Genomic DNA, 19,795 nt, shown 5'->3' with positions numbered 1-19,795 from the left:
ATCGGCGGGCCCCGCCTCCATGCCAGCAACGCTAGGCTTGCGCCTCGGCCAGCACCACGGCCCGCTTGCGCCGGATGGCCGGCGCAAGCGCCAGCACGATCAGCAGCGCCGTGGCGATCAGCAGCCCCAGCGAGATGGGCCGCGTGACGAACACCGAGAAATCGCCGCGCGCCACCATGAGCGTGCGCCGGAAGCTCGTTTCCATCATCGGCCCCAGCACGAAGCCCAGCAGCAGCGGTACCGGCGAGATCGACAGCTTGCCGAACAGGTAGCCGGCCACGCCGAAGCCGGCGATCAGGAACACGTCCGCCACCGAGTTCTGGATCGAATAGACGCCAACGCAGCAGAACACCAGGATGGCCGGATACAGCAGGCGGTACGGCACCTTGAGCAGGCGCACCCACAGCCCGATCAGCGGCAGGTTCAGGACCACCAGGATCAGGTTGCCGATCCACATCGAGGCGATCAGTCCCCAGAACAGCGCGGGGTGGCTGGTCATGACCTGCGGCCCCGGCTGGATGTTGTGGATGGTCATCGCGCCCAGCATCAGCGCCATGACGGCGCTGCCGGGAACGCCCAGCGTCAGCAGCGGGATGAAGTTGGTCTGCGCGGCGGCGTTGTTGGCGGCCTCGGGCGCGGCGACGCCTTCGATGGCGCCATGCCCCATTTGCGCCGACCGCGCCGACAGCTTCTTCTCCAGCGTGTAGGCCGAGAAGGCGGAGATGGTCACGCCCGCGCCCGGCAGGATGCCGAGCGCCGACCCAAGCGCGGTGCCCCGGACGATGGAAGGCGCCATCCGCCGGACATCCTCCCGGGTGGGCATCAGGCTGGCGATGGGCGCCACGGCCGTCGTCCCGGTGGTCTTCTGCATCTCCAGGTTCGCCACGATCTCGGCCACGCCGAACAGGCCCATGGCCAGGCAGGTGAACTCGATGCCTTCCATCAGCTGTGGAATCTCGAAGGCCAGCCGCACCGTGCCGCTGTTCACGTCGGTCCCGACCAGACCGAGGATGATGCCGATGGCGATCATGCCCAGCGACACGTCCAGCGACTCGGAAGACAGCGCCACCGCGCCGACCAACCCCAGCAGCATGAGCGAGAAATACTCCGCCGGCCCGAACTTGAACGCCATCTCGGCCAGCGGCGCGGCGAACGCGGCCAGCAGCAGCACGCCGACGCAGCCGGCGAAGAAGGACGCGATGGCGGCGGTGGCGAGGGCCGGTCCCGCCCTGCCCTGCGTGGCCATGGCGTGGCCGTCTATCAGCGTGACGGCCGACGACGACTCGCCCGGCAGCTTCACCAGGATCGCGGTGGTCGACCCGCCGTATTGCGCGCCGTAGTAGATGCTGGCGAGCATGATGAGCGCCGACGTGGGCGGCAGCGCGTAGGTGATGGGCAGCAGCATCGCGATGGTCGGCACCGGCCCCAGGCCCGGCAGGACGCCGATCAGGGTGCCCAGCAGGCAGCCCGTGAAGGCATAGGCGAGGTTCTGCCATGAAAGCGCGGTGGCGAAGCCCAGCGCCAGATGGTCCAGCAATTCCATTCAGCGCTCCTCAGTCCAGGAAAGCGGGCCACAGGCTGAACGGCAACCCCAGCCCGTAGACGAACGCGCCGACGATCAGCGCCACCATCACGGCCGCGTTGGCCAGCGCGCCGCGCCACGTGAATTCATGGCTGGCGCGACTGGCGACGACGACCAGCGTGGCGATCGCCAGCACCAGTCCCAGGGGCTTGAGCATGACGCCGAACAGCACCACCGACCCGGTCATCCAGGACAGCGACTTGAAGTCCCAGCGCTCCAGCTTTTCCCGCGGCGCCCGCGCCGCGTACGCCCGCACGGTGATGGACAGGCCCAGAGCCGCAAGCAGGAGCCCCAGCCAGAACGGGAAATAGCCGGGCCCGATGCGCGCGGGCGTGCCCATGGGATAGCCCGAGGCGAGCAGCGCCGTACCGGCCCCGAGCAATAGATACAGCAGGCCCGTGGCCAGCCTTTTTTCACTACGCGGATACATGGTCCCCTCTTGGTCTTGTCGGTCGGTGCCGCGGGCACGATGGCCCGCGCCCCGGTTACTGCAGGGTGATGCGCGCGTCCTTGATGACCTTGGAATAGCGCTCCAGGTCCTGGCGCAGCGACTTGTCGAACTCGGCCGGCGTGCCGCCCGCGACGCCGTATCCCATGCTCTCGACCTGTGCCTTGATGTCGGGCTGGCGCAGGATCTCCATCACGTCGCGGTTGATCTTCTCGACCACGGCCGCAGGCGTCCTGGCCGGCGCCAGGATGCCCTGCCAGGACTCGACGTCGAAGCCGGGCACGCCGGATTCCGCCACGGTGGGCACGTCGGGCAGCGCGGCGGAACGGTAGGAGGTCGTGACGGCCAGCGGCACGAGACGTCCGGCCTTGATGAACTCGGTGACGGCTGCCATGGTGATCATGGTGGCGTCGATGTGCCCGCCCATGACGTCGACCGCGGCCGGACCGCCCCCGGGATAGGGAATGTAGTTGACGTCGATGCCGGTCTGCGCCTGGATCATCTCGTGCGCGATGTGGGCGATGCCGCCGCTGGTCGGCAGGCCCACCGTCACCTGGCCCGGAGACTTCTTCGCCAGCGCCAGGTATTGCTGGAAGGTCTTGACGCCCAGCGTGGGCCGGACCACCAGGATCTGCGGATTGGCGATGGCGCGCACCACGCCGGAAAAATCCTTGAGCGTATAGGGCGGCTTCTTGAGCAGCGCGGTGTTCAGCACCACGGCGTCGCTGTGCAGCAGCAGGGTATAGCCATCGGGCGCCGCCTTGGCCACCTGCGCCGCCCCGATCGAACCGCCGGCCCCGGTGACGTTCTCCACCACCACGGCCTGGCCCCACTTGGCATTCAATTTTTCCGCCAGCAGGCGGGCGATCTTGTCGGTGCTGCCGCCGGCCGATACCGGCACCACCATCCGGACCGTCTTGGCCGGGAACGCGCCCGCATCGGCCGCCTGCCCGGGGCCCGCCCAGGCCGCGGCCAACGCGGCGGCCAGAACCAGGCCGGACGTCGACGCCCTGTCACCCCGCTTCGTGTTCTTGGTCTTCATGCTTTCCTCCTCAGGTTTCATGGCGAGATGCGATATGCGCCCCGCTCTCTTGCGTCGAGTTGTCCGATCAGGCCCGTTTCCCAGGCGAGATAGCGCCGGGCGGCCTCCTTGTTGCCGTCGTGCCTGTCGTGGACGAAAAACAGAAAATCGATGCAGTCCGCATCGGCCGGCGTATCGGGCGTGGCCTCGATGGCCAGCCCCGCCTCCCGCCACCGCGCGACGGGCGCGACCAGCACGCGCGCGCCGGCGCGGATCTCGTCCGGCAGCTCGCTCGCGGCCAGCGCGGCCAATTCGGCGCTGGTCGCCACGAACACCAGCCCGCCCGCCTGCGCCTGGCCCGCCATGCGCGGCCGGATGGCCCAGCGCGCGCCCGCGATGTGCGCCTGGCGATAAGCCATGCTGGCGCGGACGTCCAGGATCTGCACCGCGCCCGCGGCCATCAGGCCGGCCAGTTCCGCGGGCTCGATCACCGGCAGGCCGGGCACGGCGGTGGCCGGCACCGGCGCCGGCAGCTCCGCGCGCGCCCGGGCCCATTCCTCCGCGGGCAGCACGTGGATCTCACGCCCCATCTGGGCCAGCCAGCTCGCCACCACCCGGGCGCGGATGCCGTCGTCGTCCGCCACCACCAGGCGGGCGCCCTTGACTCCCACGTACAGGTCCGTGCCCTGCAGGAGCTGTCCGCCCGGCGCGTGCTGCGCGCCGGGCAGCGTGCCGGCGGCGAACTCCTCGCCCGTGCGCACGTCCAGCAGGAAGGTGGTGCGGTCCTCCTGGCGCATCCAGCCGGCCAGCGTCGCCGCGTCGACGTCGCCGACGCCGTGCCGGCCGGCAAGTTCGCGTGCCTTGTCGCGTCGCGCCTGCAAGGCCGGCGCCGCCGCGTCCACCTGCGGATAGCGCCGGTCGTTGCCGTGCTCCAGCGCCAGGTCGTTCAGGTACCAGCCCTGCGTGCCGTTCTCCAGCGCGTAGACGGGATTCGGGATGCCGATGTTGATCAAGGTCTGCGCGCCGATGATGCTGCGAGTGCGGCCGGCGCAATTGACCACCACGGGCGTGGCGTCGTCCGGCACCAGCGCGTGGATGCGCAGCGCCAGCTCGCCGTTGGGGCAGCAGACCGCGCCCGGGATGTTCATCTTGCGGAACTCGTCCACCGGGCGGCCGTCCAGGACCACCACCGCCTCCCCCCGTGCCTGCATGGCGGCCAGTTCCTGCGCCTGGAGACGGGGCGTGTGATACGCATGCTCGACCAGTTCGCCGAAGGTCTTGGACGGCAGGTGCACGCCCTGGAACATCCCGTAGCCCTCCGCCTTCCAGGCTGCCACGCCGCCCCGCAGCACGTGCACCTGGCCGTAGCCCAGCGCTTCGAGCCGCGCGGCCGCGCGTTCGGCCACGCCATCGCCCTCGTCCAGCAGCACGACGGACACGCGCTTGCGCGGCACCAGGCGCTCGGCGTCCAGCTCCAGCCTGCTGTAGGGGACAGACACGACGAAGAAGGGATGCTCTTCGCCGTACTGCCCATGCTCTCGCACGTCCAGGAAGGCGATCTCGCCGCCTTCGTCCAGCCATTGTTTCGCTTGCCCTGCGGTGATGGTTTTGCTCATGGGAGGTATCTGTGGATGAAGCCGGTCGCCATCGCTTCCGGCCTGGAGTGACATCGATAAAACTATCGTGGAAACTTATAATTTCATTGGCCGATCCACAGTCTATGTAGCGGAACCTCCCAGCACAATTTAGAAATCGACCCCTAAAATATAAGAATCTCTTATATGAAGAATTTCGACCTGACACAGTTGCGCACCCTGGTGGCGATCGCGGAGCACGAGACCTACGTCGCGGCCGCCGAAAAGACGCACCGCACGCAGGCCGCGCTGACCCAGCAGATGCAACGCCTGGAAGCCCAGGCGGGCGTGCCGCTGTTCGAGAAGGCGGGACGCTACAGGCGCCTGACGGCGCACGGGCGCCGGCTGCTGGATTACGCCAAGCACATGATCGCCATCAACGACGAGGCCTGGCGGGCGCTGAAGGACCGCGAGCTGACGGGCTCGCTGCGCGTGGGCTCGCCGCAGGACGTGGCGGACAGCATCCTGCCGCCGCTGCTGGCGAACATCGCGCGCCTCTCCCCCAGGCTGCAGATGGAAATCCACGTGGGGCGCAGCCCGTTCCTGATGGAGTCGCTGCGCGTGGGCGAACTGGACCTGACGGTATCGACGCGCGAGGACCCGGCGCTGGAAGGCATGGTGCTGCGCACCTCGCCCACGGTCTGGTTGTGCGCGGCGGACTACGTCTTCGAACCCGGCAAGCCGGTGCCGCTGATCATCGCGGACGAACACAGCCTGTATCGCCGCATCGCGCTGACCGCGCTCGATTCGGCGCGGATGTCGTGGCGCACGGCCTACCTCGCGCCGCACATGATAGGGATCAAGGCGGCGATACGGGCCGGCCTGGGCGTCACCGCCCGTTCGGTGGAACTGCTGGGGCCCGACATGCGCGTGCTGGGCGAAAAGGACGGCCTGCCCCGGCTGCCCGACGTGAGCTACTACCTGTGGATGCGTCCGGATTCGCTGAACCCGGTGCTGCGCCAGGTCTACGACGGATTGAAGTCGACCTTGCGGCCGCTGGACCTGCGCGGCGGAAGCGGTGCCTAAAGAATGTCCATGCCCGCGAGTTCGTCGCGGGCGATTTCCACGAAGGCTTCGGCGGCGGGCGACAGGCTTCGTCCCCGTTTGTGCACCAGCGAAAAATCCATGGGTACCCGCGGGCCGACCAGCCGGCAGCGCGTCAGATTCTCGTAGTGCATGCGCCCCGCCAGCGCCGATGCCCAGATCGACACGCCCAGCCCGCTGGCCGCCATCCAGAATGCCGATGACAGGAAGTTGACCTCGTGCACGACGTTGAGCGCGATGCCGGCGCTGGCCGCGGCCGCCTCCATCCGGCCGCGCATGCCATAGGCCAGCCCCTGCCGCACGGCGATGACCGGCTCCTTCGCGAGTTCACGCCAACGCACCTGGCGGCGGCCCGCCAATGGATGGTCGGTCGCGCATACCAGGCACAGGTGGTCGCGCAGCAGCAGCCGGGACACCAGCAAGGCGTCCTCGCGCTCCGGTGTGCCGATGCCGAAATCCACGGGCTCGGACGATACCCTGGCCAGGAACTGGTCCGGCGCGCAATCGTCCAGCACCAGTTGCACGCCAGGATAGGCATCGCGAAAACGCCGCACCACGCCCGGCATCAGGACACTGCCCACGGTGGCGGTGACGGCCACGTGGACGCGGCCGATGCGGCGGTCGCCCAGGTCTTCCATCCGCGTACCGAGCCACGCCACGTCGCCCAGTATGCGCTCGGCCCTCTCGACGATTTCCTGGGCGGCCTGGGTCGGCACCAGCGACCGTGAGGTGCGGTCGAACAGCCGCAGGTTCAACGTGGACTCCATCTGCCTGAGCATGGTGCTGACGGCCGACTCGGTCACGGAAAGGCGGCTTGCGGCGGTCGCCAGCTTGCCGAGGCGGTAGACGGCGACGAAAGCCCGCAGTTGCCGCAGGCTCAACTGGGTCTCGATGCTCATTCAGATTTTTCTCAAGTTTCGAACAGAATGTTTTGATTGGCTTTGGCGTGGCCGGGCGATTCAATGTACGCAGGGCGGCGCCGCGAAACACTCTACCCCAAGCGCGCCCCATGCGCCTCACCATATTGAACACGCTCAGGAATTCATGCAGACCGATCCTTCCGCCTCTTCCCGTCCCGCATCGCGCACCGAAGAATGGCAGATGCGCGTGGACCTGGCCGCCTGTTACCGGCTCCATGCCCACTACGGGTGGACCGATCTCATCTACACGCACATCTCGGCGCGCGTGCCGGGTGCCGAGGAACATTTTCTGCTCAACCCCTTCGGGCTGATGTTCGATGAAGTCTGCGCTTCCAATCTCGTCAAGATCGACATCGACGGCAACGTCGTGGAACCCACGCAGCACCCCATCCATCGCGCCGGGTTCGTCATCCACAGCGCCGTCCACGCCGCGCGTCCGGATGCGCGCTGCGTCATCCATGCCCATACCCGGGCCGGCATGGCCGTATCGGCGATGAAGTGCGGGCTTCTGCCGCTGACCCAGCACGCCATGCTGTTCCACGGCAAAGTCGCCTACCACGACAGCGAGGGGCTGGCCAACCAGCTATCCGAACGCGAACGCCTGACCGCCGACCTGGGCGACAAGCCGGTCATGATATTGCGCAACCACGGCACGCTGGTGGCAGGAGCAAGCATCGGCCAGGCCTTCGCGATGATGTGGCACCTGGAAATGGCGATGCAGGCCCAGGTCGATGCGCTGGCCAGCGGCCAGGAACTGACCCTTCCCGACTCCGCCCTGGCCGACAGGATTTCCTCGGCCGGCTTCCGGCCTCCCGGCACGCTGCGCTCGGACGGCACCGTCAGCCCCCTGGGCAATCTCGAATGGCCCGCGCTTCTGCGCATGCTGGACCGCAAGGATCCGTCCTATCGCACTTGACCCGCCACCGGCGCAAGCCGGCCCCATGACAAGACGCAGCGCGGCAAGAGCCGCGCGCAAGGAGACAGGCATGTTCCATCGTTGCCGCAATCTGTTCGCCGGCATGGCCGCCGCGCTGGCCCTGGCGGCCGGACCCGCCCACGCGTATCCCGACAAGCCGATACGCATCATCATTCCCTACGCACCGGGAGGCGGCGCCGATGGCTTGTCGCGCCTGCTCGCCCAGCGCCTGGAAAAGACCCTGGGCCAGGCCGTGCTGGTGGAGTCGCGCGCCGGCGGCAACACCGTGATTGCCGCGCAGGCGGTCGCGCGGGCCGCCCCCGACGGCTACACGCTGCTGATGACCGGCGGGTCGACCATGTCCCTGATCCCGCTTACCAGCAAGCAGGTACCCTACGACGTCCGCGCCGACTTCGCCCCCATCGGCATGCTGTCCAAGGGACCGTACCTGCTGTGCGTATCGGCTGAACTCGGCGCCAATACGCTGGACGAGGTGCTCGCGATGGCGCGGGCCAGGCCTGGCGCGCTGTCGTACGCCTCCAATGCCATCGGCGGCTCCGCCCATCTCGGCATGGAACTGCTCGCCCAGCGGGCCGACGTGAAGCTCAACCACGTGCCCTACAAGGGCTTCGCGCCCGCCATCGCCGACGTGGTGTCGGGGCGCACGCCGCTGGCCATGCTGGACCAGGCCGCGTTGGGCGGATTCGGCAAGTCGGGCCGCATCAAGGTGCTGGCCGCCACGTCGCAGCAGCGTTCCAGCATGTATCCGGACGTGCCCACCCTGGCTGAACTGGGCTTCCCCGGCTATGAGCTGGAAACCTGGTTCGCGCTCTACGCCCCGGCGCGCACGCCGAACGCGATCATCGAAAAACTCGGCGGCGAGATCCGGACATGGCTCGCCACGCCGGAAGCCAGGCAGGCGCTGGCCGCGCTCGGCCAGGAAGCCGCGCCGTCCACCGCCGACGCCGTACGCGCCCGCATCGAAAGCGAACAGCGGTCCTACGGGCCGCTGATCTCGGCAGCCAAGATCAGCACGGACTGACACCATGCGGGCGACCTCGGCACTTGGGAAAGATTTCCGGCTGCTCATCGTCAATGCCGATGGCGAGCACTATGCGCGGGAGCTGGCGCGCAGCCTGCCCGATCTGGCTTTCGACTGGATCCGCCCGGACCAGCCGCTGACGGACTCGGCGCGGCAGGCCACCGCGCTGGCGTGTTTCGCGAGTGCGTTGAACAATGGCCTGCTGCGTGCCCTGCCCCGGCTGGAGTGGCTTCAGGCCTTGTCCTCCGGGGTCGATGGCATCGCCGACCACACCGACCTGCCGCCGGACGTGGCGTTGACGTCGGCGCACGGCATCCACGGCCCCGCGGTCTCGGAAATGGCGTTGACGATGATGCTCGCGCTGGCGCGCGATCTGCCCGCCATCCTGGCGGACCAGCGCGCACGCCATTGGCGGCGCCGACGCCAGCCGCTGCTGCACGGCAAGACGCTTGCCGTGCTGGGGACGGGCATGATCGCCAGCGAACTGGCAAGCAAATGCCAAGCACTGGGCATGCGTACGCTGGCGGTCTCGTCCAGCCCCCGGCCGGTGGCGGGCTTCGATCAGGTGCATGCGCGCGGCATGCTGCGCGACGTGGCCGCGCAGGCGGATTTCCTGGTGCTGCTGGCTCCCCTGACGCCATCGACCCAGGGGCTGGTGGATGCCGCCGTGCTGGCGGCGATGAAACCCGGCGCCTACCTCGTCAACCTGGCGCGCGCGGGTCTGTGCGATACCACGGCGCTGGTGGACGCCTTGCACGGCGACAGGCTGGCCGGCGCCGCCCTGGACGTGTTCGAACGCGAACCCTTGCCTGAAGACGACCCGCTGTGGTCGGTGCCGAAGCTGCTGATCACGCCGCACATAGGCGGCGAATCGGATCGTTATGCCGATCAGGTGCTGCCGCTGGTCGCCCACAACGTGCGGGCGTGGGCCAGCGGCGACCGGGCCGGCCTGCGCAACCGGGTGCGGTAAGGCACCCGATGCGCGGCGCCCGATCCGGTATCAGCTGAAGAACTCCTTCACCCGATCCGTCCACGACTTGCTCTGCGGCGAATGCTTGTCGCCGCCTTCGCTCAGCGAGGCCTCGAAGTCGCGCAGCATCTGTTTCTGCCTGTCGTTCAGGCGCACCGGGGTCTCGAGCACGACGTGGCAATAGAGGTCGCCCGGGTAGCTGGAGCGCACGCCTCGTATGCCCTTGCCGCGCAGGCGGAAGACCTTGCCCGACTGCGTGCCTTCGGGGATGCTGATCTCGCCGCGGCCGCCCAGCGTCGGCACTTCCAGGTCGCCGCCCAGCGCCGCCGTGGTGAAGGGAATGGTCAGTTCGCAGTGCAGGTCGTCGCCGTCGCGCTGGAAGATGCCGTGCTGCTTGATGTGGATCTCGACGTACAGGTCGCCGGAGGGGCCGCCGTTGACGCCGGGTTCGCCATTGCCGGACGAGCGGATGCGCATGCCGTCGTCGATGCCGGCGGGAATCTTGACCTGCAGGGTCTTGTTGCGGCGGACCTTGCCGACGCCGTCGCAGGCCGAGCAGGGCTCGGGGATGACCTTGCCGGTGCCGTGGCAGGTCGGGCAGGTCTGCTGGACGCTGAAGAAGCCCTGCTGCATGCGCACCGCGCCGGTGCCGCCGCAGGTGTGGCAGGTCTTGGGCTGGGTGCCGGGCTTGGCGCCGGAGCCGTGGCAGGTGTCGCAGTTGTCCCAGCTGGGAACGCGGATCTCGGTGTCGAAGCCGGTGGCGGCCTGCTCCAGCGTGATCTCCATGCTGTATTTCAGGTCGGCGCCGCGGTACATCTGGGCGCCGCCGCGCTGGCGGCCACCGCCGAAGATCTCGCCGAAGATGTCGCCGAACGCGTCGGCGAAGCCCCCCGCCCCGCCGCCCATGCCGCCCGCGGCCGCCGCGTCGACGCCGGCATGGCCGTAGCGGTCGTAGGCGTCGCGTTTCTCGGCTTCGCAGAGGATCTCGTAGGCGTACTTGACCTCTTTGAACTTCTCTTCCGCTTCCTTGGAGTCGGGGTTGCGGTCGGGGTGGTACTTCATGGCCAGCTTGCGGTAGGCCTTCTTGATTTCTTCCTCGGTGGCGGTGCGGGCAACGCCAAGGACTTCGTACAGATCGCGTTTGGTGGACATGGTTCTTTCTTCGGTGGCCTGTTTTCAGGGGGCCTAATATCTCTGGTGAATAGCGGTCGTGTGCTATTGACGGGTTTGGGTAGGCCCCCTCGCTTTGTGGAGCAGCCAGGGGGCCTACCCAAACCCTGCACCGGTGCCTGCGCCTGTGCAGTCAAGACGAAAACCGGAGCGGCCCACGTTGTAGGCCGCTCCGCGGGTACTGCTTACTTATCGTCGCGCTTGACTTCCTTGAAGTCGGCGTCAACCACGTTGTCGTCGGCCTTGGCGCCGCCGGCGTCACCGCCGGGGGCCGCACCCGCCGCGCCGGCGGCCTGGGCCTGGGCCTGCATGTCGGCGTACATCTTTTCGCCGAGCTTCTGCGAAGCCTTGGACAGGGCCTCGACCTTGGCGTCGATGGTTTCCTTGTCGCCTTCCTTCAGGACGTCCTCGAGGTCCTTGATGGCGGCCTCGATGGATTCCTTCTCGGACGCCTCGAGCTTGTCGCCGTACTCTTCCAGCGACTTGCGGGTGGCGTGCACCAGGGCGTCGGCCTGGTTGCGCGACTGCGCCAGCTCGGCCACGCGCTTGTCCTCGTCGGCGTTGGCCTCGGCGTCACGGACCATGCGTTCGACTTCGGCCTCGGTCAGGCCGGAGTTGGCCTTGATCGTGATCTTGTTTTCCTTGCCGGTGCCCTTGTCCTTGGCCGACACGTGCAGGATGCCGTTGGCGTCGATGTCGAAGGTGACCTCGATCTGCGGCGTGCCGCGCGGCGAAGGCGGGATGCCTTCGAGGTTGAATTCGCCCAGGCCCTTGTTGCCCGCGGCGATCTCACGCTCGCCCTGGAACACCTTGATGGTCACGGCCGGCTGGTTGTCGTCGGCGGTGGAGAACACCTGCGAGAACTTGGTCGGGATGGTGGTGTTCTTCTTGATCATCTTGGTCATGACGCCGCCCAGGGTCTCGATACCCAGGGACAGGGGAGTCACGTCCAGCAGCAGCACGTCCTTGCGGTCGCCCGACAGCACGGAGCCCTGGATGGCGGCGCCGGCGGCGACGGCCTCGTCCGGGTTCACGTCCTTGCGCGGATCCTTGCCGAAGAATTCCTTGACCTTCTCCTGCACCTTGGGCATGCGCGTCATGCCGCCGACCAGGATCACGTCGTCGATGTCCGAGACCTTGACGCCGGCATCCTTGATGGCGATGCGGCAGGGCTCGATCGTGCGGCTGATCAGGTCTTCGACCAGCGCTTCCAGCTTGGCGCGGGTGATCTTCAGGTTCAGGTGCTTGGGACCGGAGGCATCGGCCGTGATGTACGGCAGGTTGATCTCGGTCTGGGTGGCCGACGACAGTTCGATCTTGGCCTTTTCAGCGGCTTCCTTCAGGCGCTGCAGGGCCAGGACGTCCTTGGACAGGTCCACGCCCTGTTCCTTCTTGAACTCGCCGATGATGTAGTTGATCAGCACCTGGTCGAAGTCCTCGCCGCCCAGGAAGGTGTCGCCGTTGGTGGACAGCACCTCGAACTGCTTCTCGCCATCGACGTCGGCGATCTCGATGATGGACACGTCGAACGTGCCGCCGCCCAGGTCATATACGGCGATCTTGCGGTCGCCCTTTTCCGACTTGTCCAGGCCGAACGCCAGCGCGGCCGCGGTGGGCTCGTTGATGATGCGCTTGACGTCCAGGCCGGCGATGCGGCCGGCGTCCTTGGTGGCCTGGCGCTGGCTGTCGTTGAAGTAGGCCGGCACCGTGATCACGGCTTCGGTCACTTCCTCGCCCAGGTAGTCCTCGGCGGTCTTCTTCATCTTGCGCAGCACTTCGGCCGACACCTGCGGAGGCGCCAGCTTCTTGTCGCGCACCTGAACCCAGGCGTCGCCGTTGTCGGCCTTGACGATGGCATAGGGCATCAGGTCGATGTCCTTCTGCACCGCCTTTTCGTCGAACTTGCGGCCGATCAGGCGCTTGACGGCGTACAGGGTGTTCTTGGGGTTGGTGACCGCCTGGCGCTTGGCCGGCGCACCGACCAGGATCTCGCCGTCTTCCATGTAGGCGACGATCGAGGGGGTGGTGCGGGCGCCTTCGGCGTTTTCGATGATCTTGACCTGCGGGCCTTCCATCACTGCGACGCAGCTATTGGTAGTGCCCAGGTCGATGCCTATGATTTTGCCCATAATCCTTGTTCCTGAAAGAAATCAGAAAAATTCGCTTGATCAATAAATAGGTAGGAATTTCGTTATTTCAATGCCTGCGATAGCTTCTTTCGATCGCGGCGGGCCCTATTTGGCGGCCGCGACCGTTACCAGTGCCGGACGCAGTACTCGATCGACGATCATGTAACCCTTCTGCAGGGTCTGCAGGACCGTGTTGGCCGGCTCGTCCGACGGAACCGACGCAATGGCCTGGTGGTGGTGCGGATTGAATTTGTCGCCCGGAACCGGGGCGATCTCGACCAGTTTGTTGCGCTCGAAGGCGCCGACCAGTTGCTTGAGGGTGACGTCCACGCCTTCGCGCAGGCTGTCTATGGACTGGTTTTCCTGGGCCAGGGCGGCCTCCAGGCTGTCTTTCACCGGCAACAGGTTTTCCGCGAATGCCTCGATACCGAATTTCTGCGCCTTGGAGACTTCCTCCTGGGCGCGCCGGCGGACATTGTCCGCTTCGGCGCGGGCGCGCAGCATGGCATCGTAATTGTCCTTGGCCTCGGCCTGGGCCGCGGCCAGCTGGGCCTGCAGCGCGACGATGGGATCCTCGCTGCCCGCGGCCTCGGGCGTTTCCGCCGCCGGGTTCGGGTTCACGTTTTCGGGATCCAGATTGGGTTGGTCGCCAGGCTTGTGCTCAGCCGACATTGGTGCCTCCATGAAAAACCAAAATAAATCAGCGACTTGCTTGAACTCTATCTGCGAAATGGGGACTAAATCCGCGCTTTCAAGTATATCTCCCCCCCTACGCGCTGACGCGCGCCCCCCAGGGGGCGAAACCGGCGGACCGGCAAAGCCGGATCCGCGGTTTCCTGGGTCTAGGGAAACGATCTTGGACTGAAGCACGGTTGCTATCGCTGGCTGCCCGCGGTAGCAACCGTGCCACGACCCAAGATGGTCCCACTAGACCCAGGATGCGGTGGATCCGGCTTTGCCGGTCCACCCGCATCGCCCCCTGGGGGGGCGCGCGTCAGCGCGTAGGGGGGGTCCTCAATTGGGGGTCCTCAATCTGTCAATATTGCGGCGGTCTTGCTTGGTGGGGCGGCCTTTCAGGTTTGCGGCGGGGTCGGCGTTCTGGCGGCGCAGTTCGATGGCTTCCAGGCGGCGTTTGAGGCCTTGCTGGGTTTCGTCGTACAGGGTGCGCGCGAAAACGGCGGGGCCGCGCTGGGAAGACAGGGCGCGGACCAGGACCTCCCACTCCTGCTCGCCGGCGCGGATCAGCAGGATGTCGCCGGGGCGCACGGCGCGCGAAGGCTTGACCCGTTCGCCGGACACCTTCACCTGCCCTGCCTCGACCGCCTCCCGGGCCAACGTGCGGGTCTTGTAGAAGCGCGCCGCCCAGAGCCACTTATCGATACGTAGTTCTTCCATCCCGTTACTGGTCCGTGGCCGGCGTCGTGTCGTTTTTGCGTTGCAACAAGACGGCTGCGTGCGCCGCGTCGGCCGGCTGGCGGGCCACGGGGCGGGTGATCCAGCCTTGCATGTGGCGCTCGGCCAGGTTGGCCAGGGCCTTCATCCAGGCGGCGGAATCGTTCAGCGCGTCGATATAGCGTAGCTGCCGGCCCCCCGCCAGCAGGAATGCTTCCTTGCCCTGTACCGCGATCTCTTCCAGGGTTTCGATGCAGTCGGCGACGAAACCGGGGCAGAACACGTCCACGTCGGACACGCCGCTTTTGGCCAGTTCCTTGAGCCTGGGCTCAGTATACGGCTGGAGCCATTCGGCCGCGCCGAAGCGGCTCTGGAAGGTCACCTCGACCTGCTCGGCGTACAGGCTCAGCCGCTCGGCCAGCAGGCGGCCGGTTTCCAGGCATTGCTGGTGATACGGATCCCCCAGCGCGATGGAACGCTTGGGCAGGCCATGGAAGCTCAGCACCAGTTTCCGGCCCCGGCCCTTGTCGCGCCAGAAATCCAGGATGCGGACGGCCATCGCCTCGATATAGCCCGGGTCGGCGTGGAAATCGCGCACGTACCGGATCTCGGGCACGTTGCGCAGCCGCGCCAGGCAGGCGCCCACGGCGTCGGATACCGCGGCGGTCGTGCTGGCCGCGTACTGCGGATAGAGCGGCAGGACCAGGATGCGCTCGCAGCCGTTCTCGCGCAACGCGGCGATGCCCGCCTCGAGCGACGGATTGCCATAGCGCATGGCCAGCGCCACTTCCACGCCCAGCCCGCGGTCGGACAGTTCGCGCGACAGCCCCTCGGCCTGGCGGCGGCTCCAGGCCAGGAGCGGGGAGCCCTCGGACGTCCACACCGAGGCGTAGCGCGCCGCCGCGTCGCGGGGACGCAGCGTCAGGACCAGGCCATACAGGATGGGCAGCCAGACCAGGCGGGGAATCTCGACCACGCGGGGATCGGACAGGAACTCGGCCAGGTAGCGCCGCACGGCGGAGGCGGTGGGCGCGTCGGGCGTACCCAGGTTGACCAGCAGCAGGCCGGTGCGGGTGGGATGATGGGAGGACGGCGACGGCTCGGGAAGGAAGCGCATGCGTGGCGTTTTCCGGACTCAGGAATGACAGGGGAAACGGCGGCGGGCGGGAGGGCCGTCCGCCGCTGCCGGCGGACGCCGGCTCAATGGTGGCTCAGCGCGTTCGACAGCAGCCGCGCGGTGATGTCGACGATGGGAATCACCCGCTCGTACGACATCCGGGTGGGACCGATCACGCCCAGGGTCCCGACGACCTTGCCGTCCACCCCGTAGGGCGCCGTGATGACGCTGACCTCTTCCACCGGCACCAGCTGCGAGTCGCCGCCGATGTAGATCTGGACGCCATGCGCCCGGCTGGACACGTCCAGCAACTGCATCAGGTCGGTCTTCTTCTCGAACAGTTCGAACATCCGGCGCAGCTTGTCCATGTCGGCCGTGATGTCCGAGACGCCCAGCAGGTTCAATTCGCCCGAGATGACGACGCTGTCGTCCTCGGTGGCGGCCTCGGCGCTGGCGTCCACCGCCAGTTCCATCAGCCTGGAGATGTCCTGGCGCAACTGGCTGAGTTCCTGCTGGAGGATCTGGCGGACGTCTTCGAACGACTTGCCGCTGAAATGCTGGTTGAAGAAATTGGCCGCCTCGGTCAGTTCGGCCGAGGAATAGTCGCGCTGGACCATCAGCATGCGGTTCTGCACGTCGCCTTCGGGCGTCACGATGATCAGCAGCACCCGCGTGTCGGACAGCCGGATGAATTCGATCTGCCGGAACATCTGGCTGCGCTTGGGCGACATCACTACGCCGGCGAACTGGGTCAGCTTGGACAGCAGCGAGGCCGCGGCCGCGATGACGCGCTGGGGTTCCGCCGAAGGCAGCAGGGTCTGGATGTGGCTGGCCTCGGACACTTCGTAGGGCTGCACCGTCAGCAGGGAATCGACGAACATCCGGTAGCCCCGGGGAGTGGGGACGCGGCCGGCGGAAGTGTGGGGACTGTGGATCAGGCCATGGTCCTCGAGATCGGCCATGACGTTGCGTATCGTGGCCGGCGACAGGTCGAAGACCTTGGAGAGCGTGCGCGAACCGACAGGTTGTCCGTCTGTGATGTAACGCTCGATGAGAGCTTTCAACAATGTACGTGCGCGATCGTCCATAGCCAATTGTACCCCCCCTACGCGCTACGCGCGCCCCCCCAGGGGGGCGGCACTGGCGGACCGGCGGAGCCGGATCCGCGGTGCCCTGGCAACTACCGGGCTGCCAGGGGCCGGAGTTCTTTAGAGGAACGGCGTTCAAGGTGGGTGAACGGATTGGGTGTTGGGAATGGCAAAAAGGACCACATGGGGCCCCGTTGGGAGGTCTCCCCTCATATAATGCCTGCATGCATTTTCCCATCGTCGCCCTCGTCGGCAAATACCACGATACCGGCATCGCCGCGCCGTTGCGCGCGGTCGCGCAGATGCTGCGCGATGCCGGGCGCGAGGTCGTGTTCGAGAAGGACACCGCCACCAATATCGGCGTCCTGGACTACCCCGCGGCCACCGTCGAGGAGATCGGGCAGCGCGCGTCGCTGGCCATCGTCATGGGGGGCGACGGCACGATGCTTGGGGTGGCGCGGCAACTGGCGCCCTGGGACGTGCCCGTGGTGGGCATCAACCACGGCCGGCTGGGATTCATCACCGACGTCCCCATCGAAGACGCCTGCACCGCCATCGCCGGCATCCTCGACGGCCAGTTCGAGTCGGAAACCCGCACCCTGCTGTCCTGCAGCGTCATCCGGGGCGAGACCACGCTGGTATCGGCGCTGGCGCTGAACGACGTGGTGCTGAGCCGCGCCGGCCTGGGCGGCATGCTGGAAGTCACCGTGCAGGTGGACGGGCTGTACATGTCCAAGCAGCGCGCCGACGGCCTGATCATCGCCACGCCCACGGGGTCGACGGCCTATGCGCTGTCGGCCAACGGCCCCATCCTGCACCCGTCGCTGCGCGGGCTGGTGCTGGTGCCGGTGGCGCCGCAGGCGCTGTCCAACCGGCCGATCGCCATCCCGGACGACTGCACGATAGAAATCACCCTCACCCGCTCTCCCGGCGGCCGCGACGAAAGCGCCAGCGTGCACTTCGACATGCAGAGCTGGTCGTCGCTGCAGGAAGGCGACCGCGTCCTGGTGAAACGCGCCGAACATACCATCCGCTTCCTTCACCCGGCCGGATACAGTTATTTTTCCACCCTGCGGCGCAAGCTGCACTGGAATCAGATTTCCGGCACCGCGATCGACTAGCCTTTCCCCGCCCCTTTCACCGGCTCCATTCGTATGCTGCGCGCCCTGCACATCAACGATTTCGTGATCGTCGACCAGACCGAGGTCGAATTCGGCCCAGGCTTCACCGTCTTTTCCGGTGAAACGGGCGCCGGCAAGTCGATCCTGATCGACGCGCTGGCCCTGGCCCTGGGCGAACGCGCCGATGCCTCGGTGCTGCGGGAAGGCGCCAGCCGGGCCGAGGTCAGCGCGGTGTTCGACGTGCCACCGGCGCTGCTTGACTGGCTGGCCGAGCGCGAACTGGACACCGACAGCCTGGTACTGCGACGGGTCATCGACGCCCAGGGGCGCAGCCGCGGCTACATCAATGGCGTGCCCGCCACCCTGACCCAGCTGCGCGAACTGGGCGAACACCTGGTCGACATCCATGGCCAGCATGCGCACCAGAGCCTGCTCAAGACCGACTCCCAGCGCGACATGCTGGACGACCATGGCGATCACGGCGCGCTGCGGCGCGACGTGGCGCAGGCGTGGAAGGCCTGGCGCGAACTGGCGCGCAAGCTCGAGGCGGTGGAGCGCGACGCCGCTTCGCTGCAGCAGGAGCGCGAGCGCCTGCAATGGCAGGCCGACGAACTCGACCGGCTGGCGCTGAAGGACGGCGAATGGGACCATCTCCAGGCCGAACATGGCAGGCTGGCCCATGCCCAGTCGCTCATAGACGGCGCCAGCCAGACCATCGCCGCCCTGGAAGAGGACGATGACGCCGCCCATGCCCGCCTGGCCGCCGCCGCCCAGCGCATCGGCCAGCTGGCCGCGCACGACGCGGCGCTGGCACCGGTGTCCGAGGCGCTGGAATCGGCCCGCATCGCGCTGCAGGAAGCCGTCTCCGACCTGAACAGCTACCTGGGGCGCCTGGAACTCGATCCGCAGCGCCTGGGCGAAGTCGAAGGCCGCCTGCAGGCGGTATTCGACACCGCGCGCAAATTCCGCCTGCAACCCGAGGAACTGGTCGAACGCCACGCCATGCTGCTGGCGCAACTGGAAACCCTGAAGGAAGCCGAGGACGTCCAGGCCCTGCGCGCCAAGGTCGAGGCCGCCAAGACGGCCTACGACACCGCCGCCGGCAAGCTCGGCCGGGCCCGCAAGAAGGCGGCGGGCTCGCTGTCCAAGGCGGTGACCCAGGCCATGCAGACGCTGGCCATGGGCGGCGGGCGCTTCGAGGTCGCGGTCGAGCCGGCCGACCCCGGGGTCCACGGGTCCGAGGCCATCGAGTTCCGCGTCGCCGGCCACGCCGGCACCACGCCCCGCCCGCTGGCCAAGGTGGCTTCCGGGGGCGAACTGGCGCGGATCTCGCTGGCCCTGTCGGTCATCGCCAGCCGCGCCGCGCGGGTCCCGACCCTGATCTTCGACGAGGTCGACACGGGCATAGGCGGCGCGGTGGCCGAGGTCGTCGGCCGGCTGCTGCGCGAACTAGGAAGCCTGCATCAAGTATTGTGCGTCACCCACCTGCCCCAGGTGGCCGCCTGCGGCAACACGCACCTGCGGGTCGACAAGCGCCAGGAGAAAGGCGCGGCGATCTCCACGGTCAATCAGCTGGACAGGGGGGGACGGGTGGACGAGATCGCCCGGATGCTGGGCGGCATAGAGATCACCGCCACGACGCGCAAGCATGCGCGGGAAATGATAGGCAACAACTGAGGCGGGCCGCCGGCCCGCCCCTGCGGCCTCAGCGGCTCTTGGCGCAGTTCTGGCAGATGCCGTACAGCGACAGCGCGTGCCCGGTCAGCACGAAATTGTGGTCCTTGGCGATCTTCTGCTGGCGTTTCTCGATTTCCGCGTCGAAGAACTCCTCGACCTTGCCACAATTGGTGCAGACCAGGTGGTCGTGGTGGTCGCCCTCGTTCAGCTCGAACACGGCCTTGCCGCTGTCGAACTGGCTGCGGACCAGCAGCCCGGCCTGCTCGAACTGCGTCAGCACGCGATAGACGGTGGCCAGCCCGATCTCGACGCTTTCGCCGATCAGGGCCCGGTAGACGTCCTCGGCGCTCATGTGGCGCACTTCGGCCTTGCGAAAGACATCCAGGATCTTGAGCCGGGGGAAGGTCGCTTTCAGGCCTATACTTTTGAGTTCGCTTTGATCTGTCATGATGGTCCTTTCTGAAAGCGGTTTCGTGTGTCGGATCCCGCGAAACGGCAGGATCCGGCGTGGGTGCTGGATCTTC

18 protein-coding genes are annotated in these 19,795 nt (G+C 67.3%); 6 read left to right on the top strand and 12 right to left on the bottom strand.

The window, feature by feature from the left end; all coding sequences use genetic code 11:
• Positions 1–31: 31 nt before the first annotated feature.
• The 4 genes from EV675_RS27030 to EV675_RS27015 are packed head-to-tail and all read right to left on the bottom strand — an operon-like array spanning position 32 to position 4,667.
• Entirely contained in the window at positions 32–1,543 is a 1,512-nt protein-coding gene (locus tag EV675_RS27030; protein WP_130361720.1) for a tripartite tricarboxylate transporter permease, read from the bottom strand.
• Positions 1,544–1,553: 10 nt separating this feature from the next.
• Positions 1,554–2,012, bottom strand: a complete 459-nt coding sequence (locus EV675_RS27025) for a tripartite tricarboxylate transporter TctB family protein (RefSeq protein WP_130361719.1) — start codon at positions 2,010–2,012, stop codon at positions 1,554–1,556.
• 55 nt (positions 2,013–2,067) lie between these two features.
• On the bottom strand, positions 2,068–3,072 hold the full coding sequence (locus EV675_RS27020) for a Bug family tripartite tricarboxylate transporter substrate binding protein (RefSeq protein ID WP_130361718.1): 1,005 nt from the start codon (positions 3,070–3,072) through the stop codon (positions 2,068–2,070).
• A 17-nt stretch (positions 3,073–3,089) separates the two neighbouring features.
• Positions 3,090–4,667, bottom strand: coding sequence for a rhodanese-like domain-containing protein (locus EV675_RS27015; protein ID WP_130361717.1), 1,578 nt, complete (start codon positions 4,665–4,667; stop codon positions 3,090–3,092).
• Between the two features lie 165 nt (positions 4,668–4,832).
• Between EV675_RS27015 and EV675_RS27010 the strand changes: the two genes are divergently transcribed.
• The gene (locus EV675_RS27010) at positions 4,833–5,711 is read left to right on the top strand and encodes a LysR substrate-binding domain-containing protein (RefSeq protein WP_130361716.1); all 879 of its coding nucleotides are present in this window, start codon (positions 4,833–4,835) and stop codon (positions 5,709–5,711) included.
• Here the strand turns inward: EV675_RS27010 and EV675_RS27005 are convergent.
• Positions 5,708–6,628: a LysR family transcriptional regulator gene (locus EV675_RS27005; protein ID WP_130361715.1), complete on the bottom strand. Its 921-nt coding sequence runs from the start codon at positions 6,626–6,628 to the stop codon at positions 5,708–5,710. The two genes, EV675_RS27010 and EV675_RS27005, sit on opposite strands and share 4 nt — an antisense overlap.
• 145 nt (positions 6,629–6,773) lie before the next feature.
• On the opposite strand from EV675_RS27005, the gene EV675_RS27000 reads away from it, so the two are divergent.
• The 3 genes from EV675_RS27000 to EV675_RS26990 all read left to right on the top strand — a co-directional run bounded on the left by EV675_RS27000 (position 6,774) and on the right by EV675_RS26990 (position 9,577).
• Entirely contained in the window at positions 6,774–7,565 is a 792-nt protein-coding gene (locus EV675_RS27000; protein ID WP_130361714.1) for a class II aldolase/adducin family protein, read from the top strand.
• A gap of 70 nt (positions 7,566–7,635) precedes the next feature.
• The gene (locus tag EV675_RS26995) at positions 7,636–8,607 is read left to right on the top strand and encodes a Bug family tripartite tricarboxylate transporter substrate binding protein (RefSeq protein ID WP_165404792.1); all 972 of its coding nucleotides are present in this window, start codon (positions 7,636–7,638) and stop codon (positions 8,605–8,607) included.
• A 4-nt stretch (positions 8,608–8,611) separates the two neighbouring features.
• Positions 8,612–9,577, top strand: a complete 966-nt coding sequence (locus tag EV675_RS26990; protein ID WP_130361710.1) for a D-2-hydroxyacid dehydrogenase — start codon at positions 8,612–8,614, stop codon at positions 9,575–9,577.
• Between the two features lie 30 nt (positions 9,578–9,607).
• On the opposite strand, the gene dnaJ is transcribed toward EV675_RS26990, so the two are convergent.
• The 6 genes from dnaJ to hrcA all read right to left on the bottom strand — a co-directional run bounded on the left by dnaJ (position 9,608) and on the right by hrcA (position 16,473).
• Positions 9,608–10,729: a molecular chaperone DnaJ gene (gene dnaJ / locus EV675_RS26985; protein WP_130361708.1), complete on the bottom strand. Its 1,122-nt coding sequence runs from the start codon at positions 10,727–10,729 to the stop codon at positions 9,608–9,610.
• A 203-nt stretch (positions 10,730–10,932) separates the two neighbouring features.
• Positions 10,933–12,876, bottom strand: a complete 1,944-nt coding sequence (dnaK, locus tag EV675_RS26980; RefSeq protein WP_130361706.1) for a molecular chaperone DnaK — start codon at positions 12,874–12,876, stop codon at positions 10,933–10,935.
• Positions 12,877–12,981: 105 nt separating this feature from the next.
• The gene (grpE, locus tag EV675_RS26975; RefSeq protein ID WP_130361704.1) at positions 12,982–13,548 is read right to left on the bottom strand and encodes a nucleotide exchange factor GrpE; all 567 of its coding nucleotides are present in this window, start codon (positions 13,546–13,548) and stop codon (positions 12,982–12,984) included.
• A 342-nt stretch (positions 13,549–13,890) separates the two neighbouring features.
• Positions 13,891–14,271, bottom strand: a complete 381-nt coding sequence (locus tag EV675_RS26970) for an RNA-binding S4 domain-containing protein (RefSeq protein WP_130361702.1) — start codon at positions 14,269–14,271, stop codon at positions 13,891–13,893.
• Positions 14,272–14,275: 4 nt separating this feature from the next.
• Positions 14,276–15,385: a ferrochelatase gene (hemH, locus tag EV675_RS26965; RefSeq protein WP_130361700.1), complete on the bottom strand. Its 1,110-nt coding sequence runs from the start codon at positions 15,383–15,385 to the stop codon at positions 14,276–14,278.
• Between the two features lie 83 nt (positions 15,386–15,468).
• Positions 15,469–16,473 carry a heat-inducible transcriptional repressor HrcA gene (hrcA, locus tag EV675_RS26960; protein WP_130361699.1) on the bottom strand — a complete coding sequence of 335 codons (1,005 nt, stop codon included), beginning with the start codon at positions 16,471–16,473 and terminating at the stop codon, positions 15,469–15,471.
• Between the two features lie 224 nt (positions 16,474–16,697).
• Here hrcA and EV675_RS26955 point away from each other — a divergent pair, with 224 nt between their 5' ends.
• Both EV675_RS26955 and recN read left to right on the top strand, forming a co-directional pair.
• Positions 16,698–17,594, top strand: coding sequence for an NAD kinase (locus tag EV675_RS26955; RefSeq protein WP_130361697.1), 897 nt, complete (start codon positions 16,698–16,700; stop codon positions 17,592–17,594).
• A gap of 33 nt (positions 17,595–17,627) precedes the next feature.
• Positions 17,628–19,271: a DNA repair protein RecN gene (gene recN, locus EV675_RS26950; protein ID WP_130361695.1), complete on the top strand. Its 1,644-nt coding sequence runs from the start codon at positions 17,628–17,630 to the stop codon at positions 19,269–19,271.
• A 28-nt stretch (positions 19,272–19,299) separates the two neighbouring features.
• Here the strand turns inward: recN and fur are convergent, their stop codons facing one another.
• A complete protein-coding gene (gene fur, locus EV675_RS26945; protein ID WP_087841463.1) occupies positions 19,300–19,719 on the bottom strand; it encodes a ferric iron uptake transcriptional regulator in 420 nt (139 codons plus the stop codon).
• Positions 19,720–19,795 lie beyond the last annotated feature (76 nt).

Source organism: Pigmentiphaga kullae (assembly GCF_004216695.1).
Lineage (GTDB): Bacteria > Pseudomonadota > Gammaproteobacteria > Burkholderiales > Burkholderiaceae_B > Pigmentiphaga > Pigmentiphaga kullae.
This window is presented reverse-complemented; position numbering and strand designations above follow the sequence as displayed.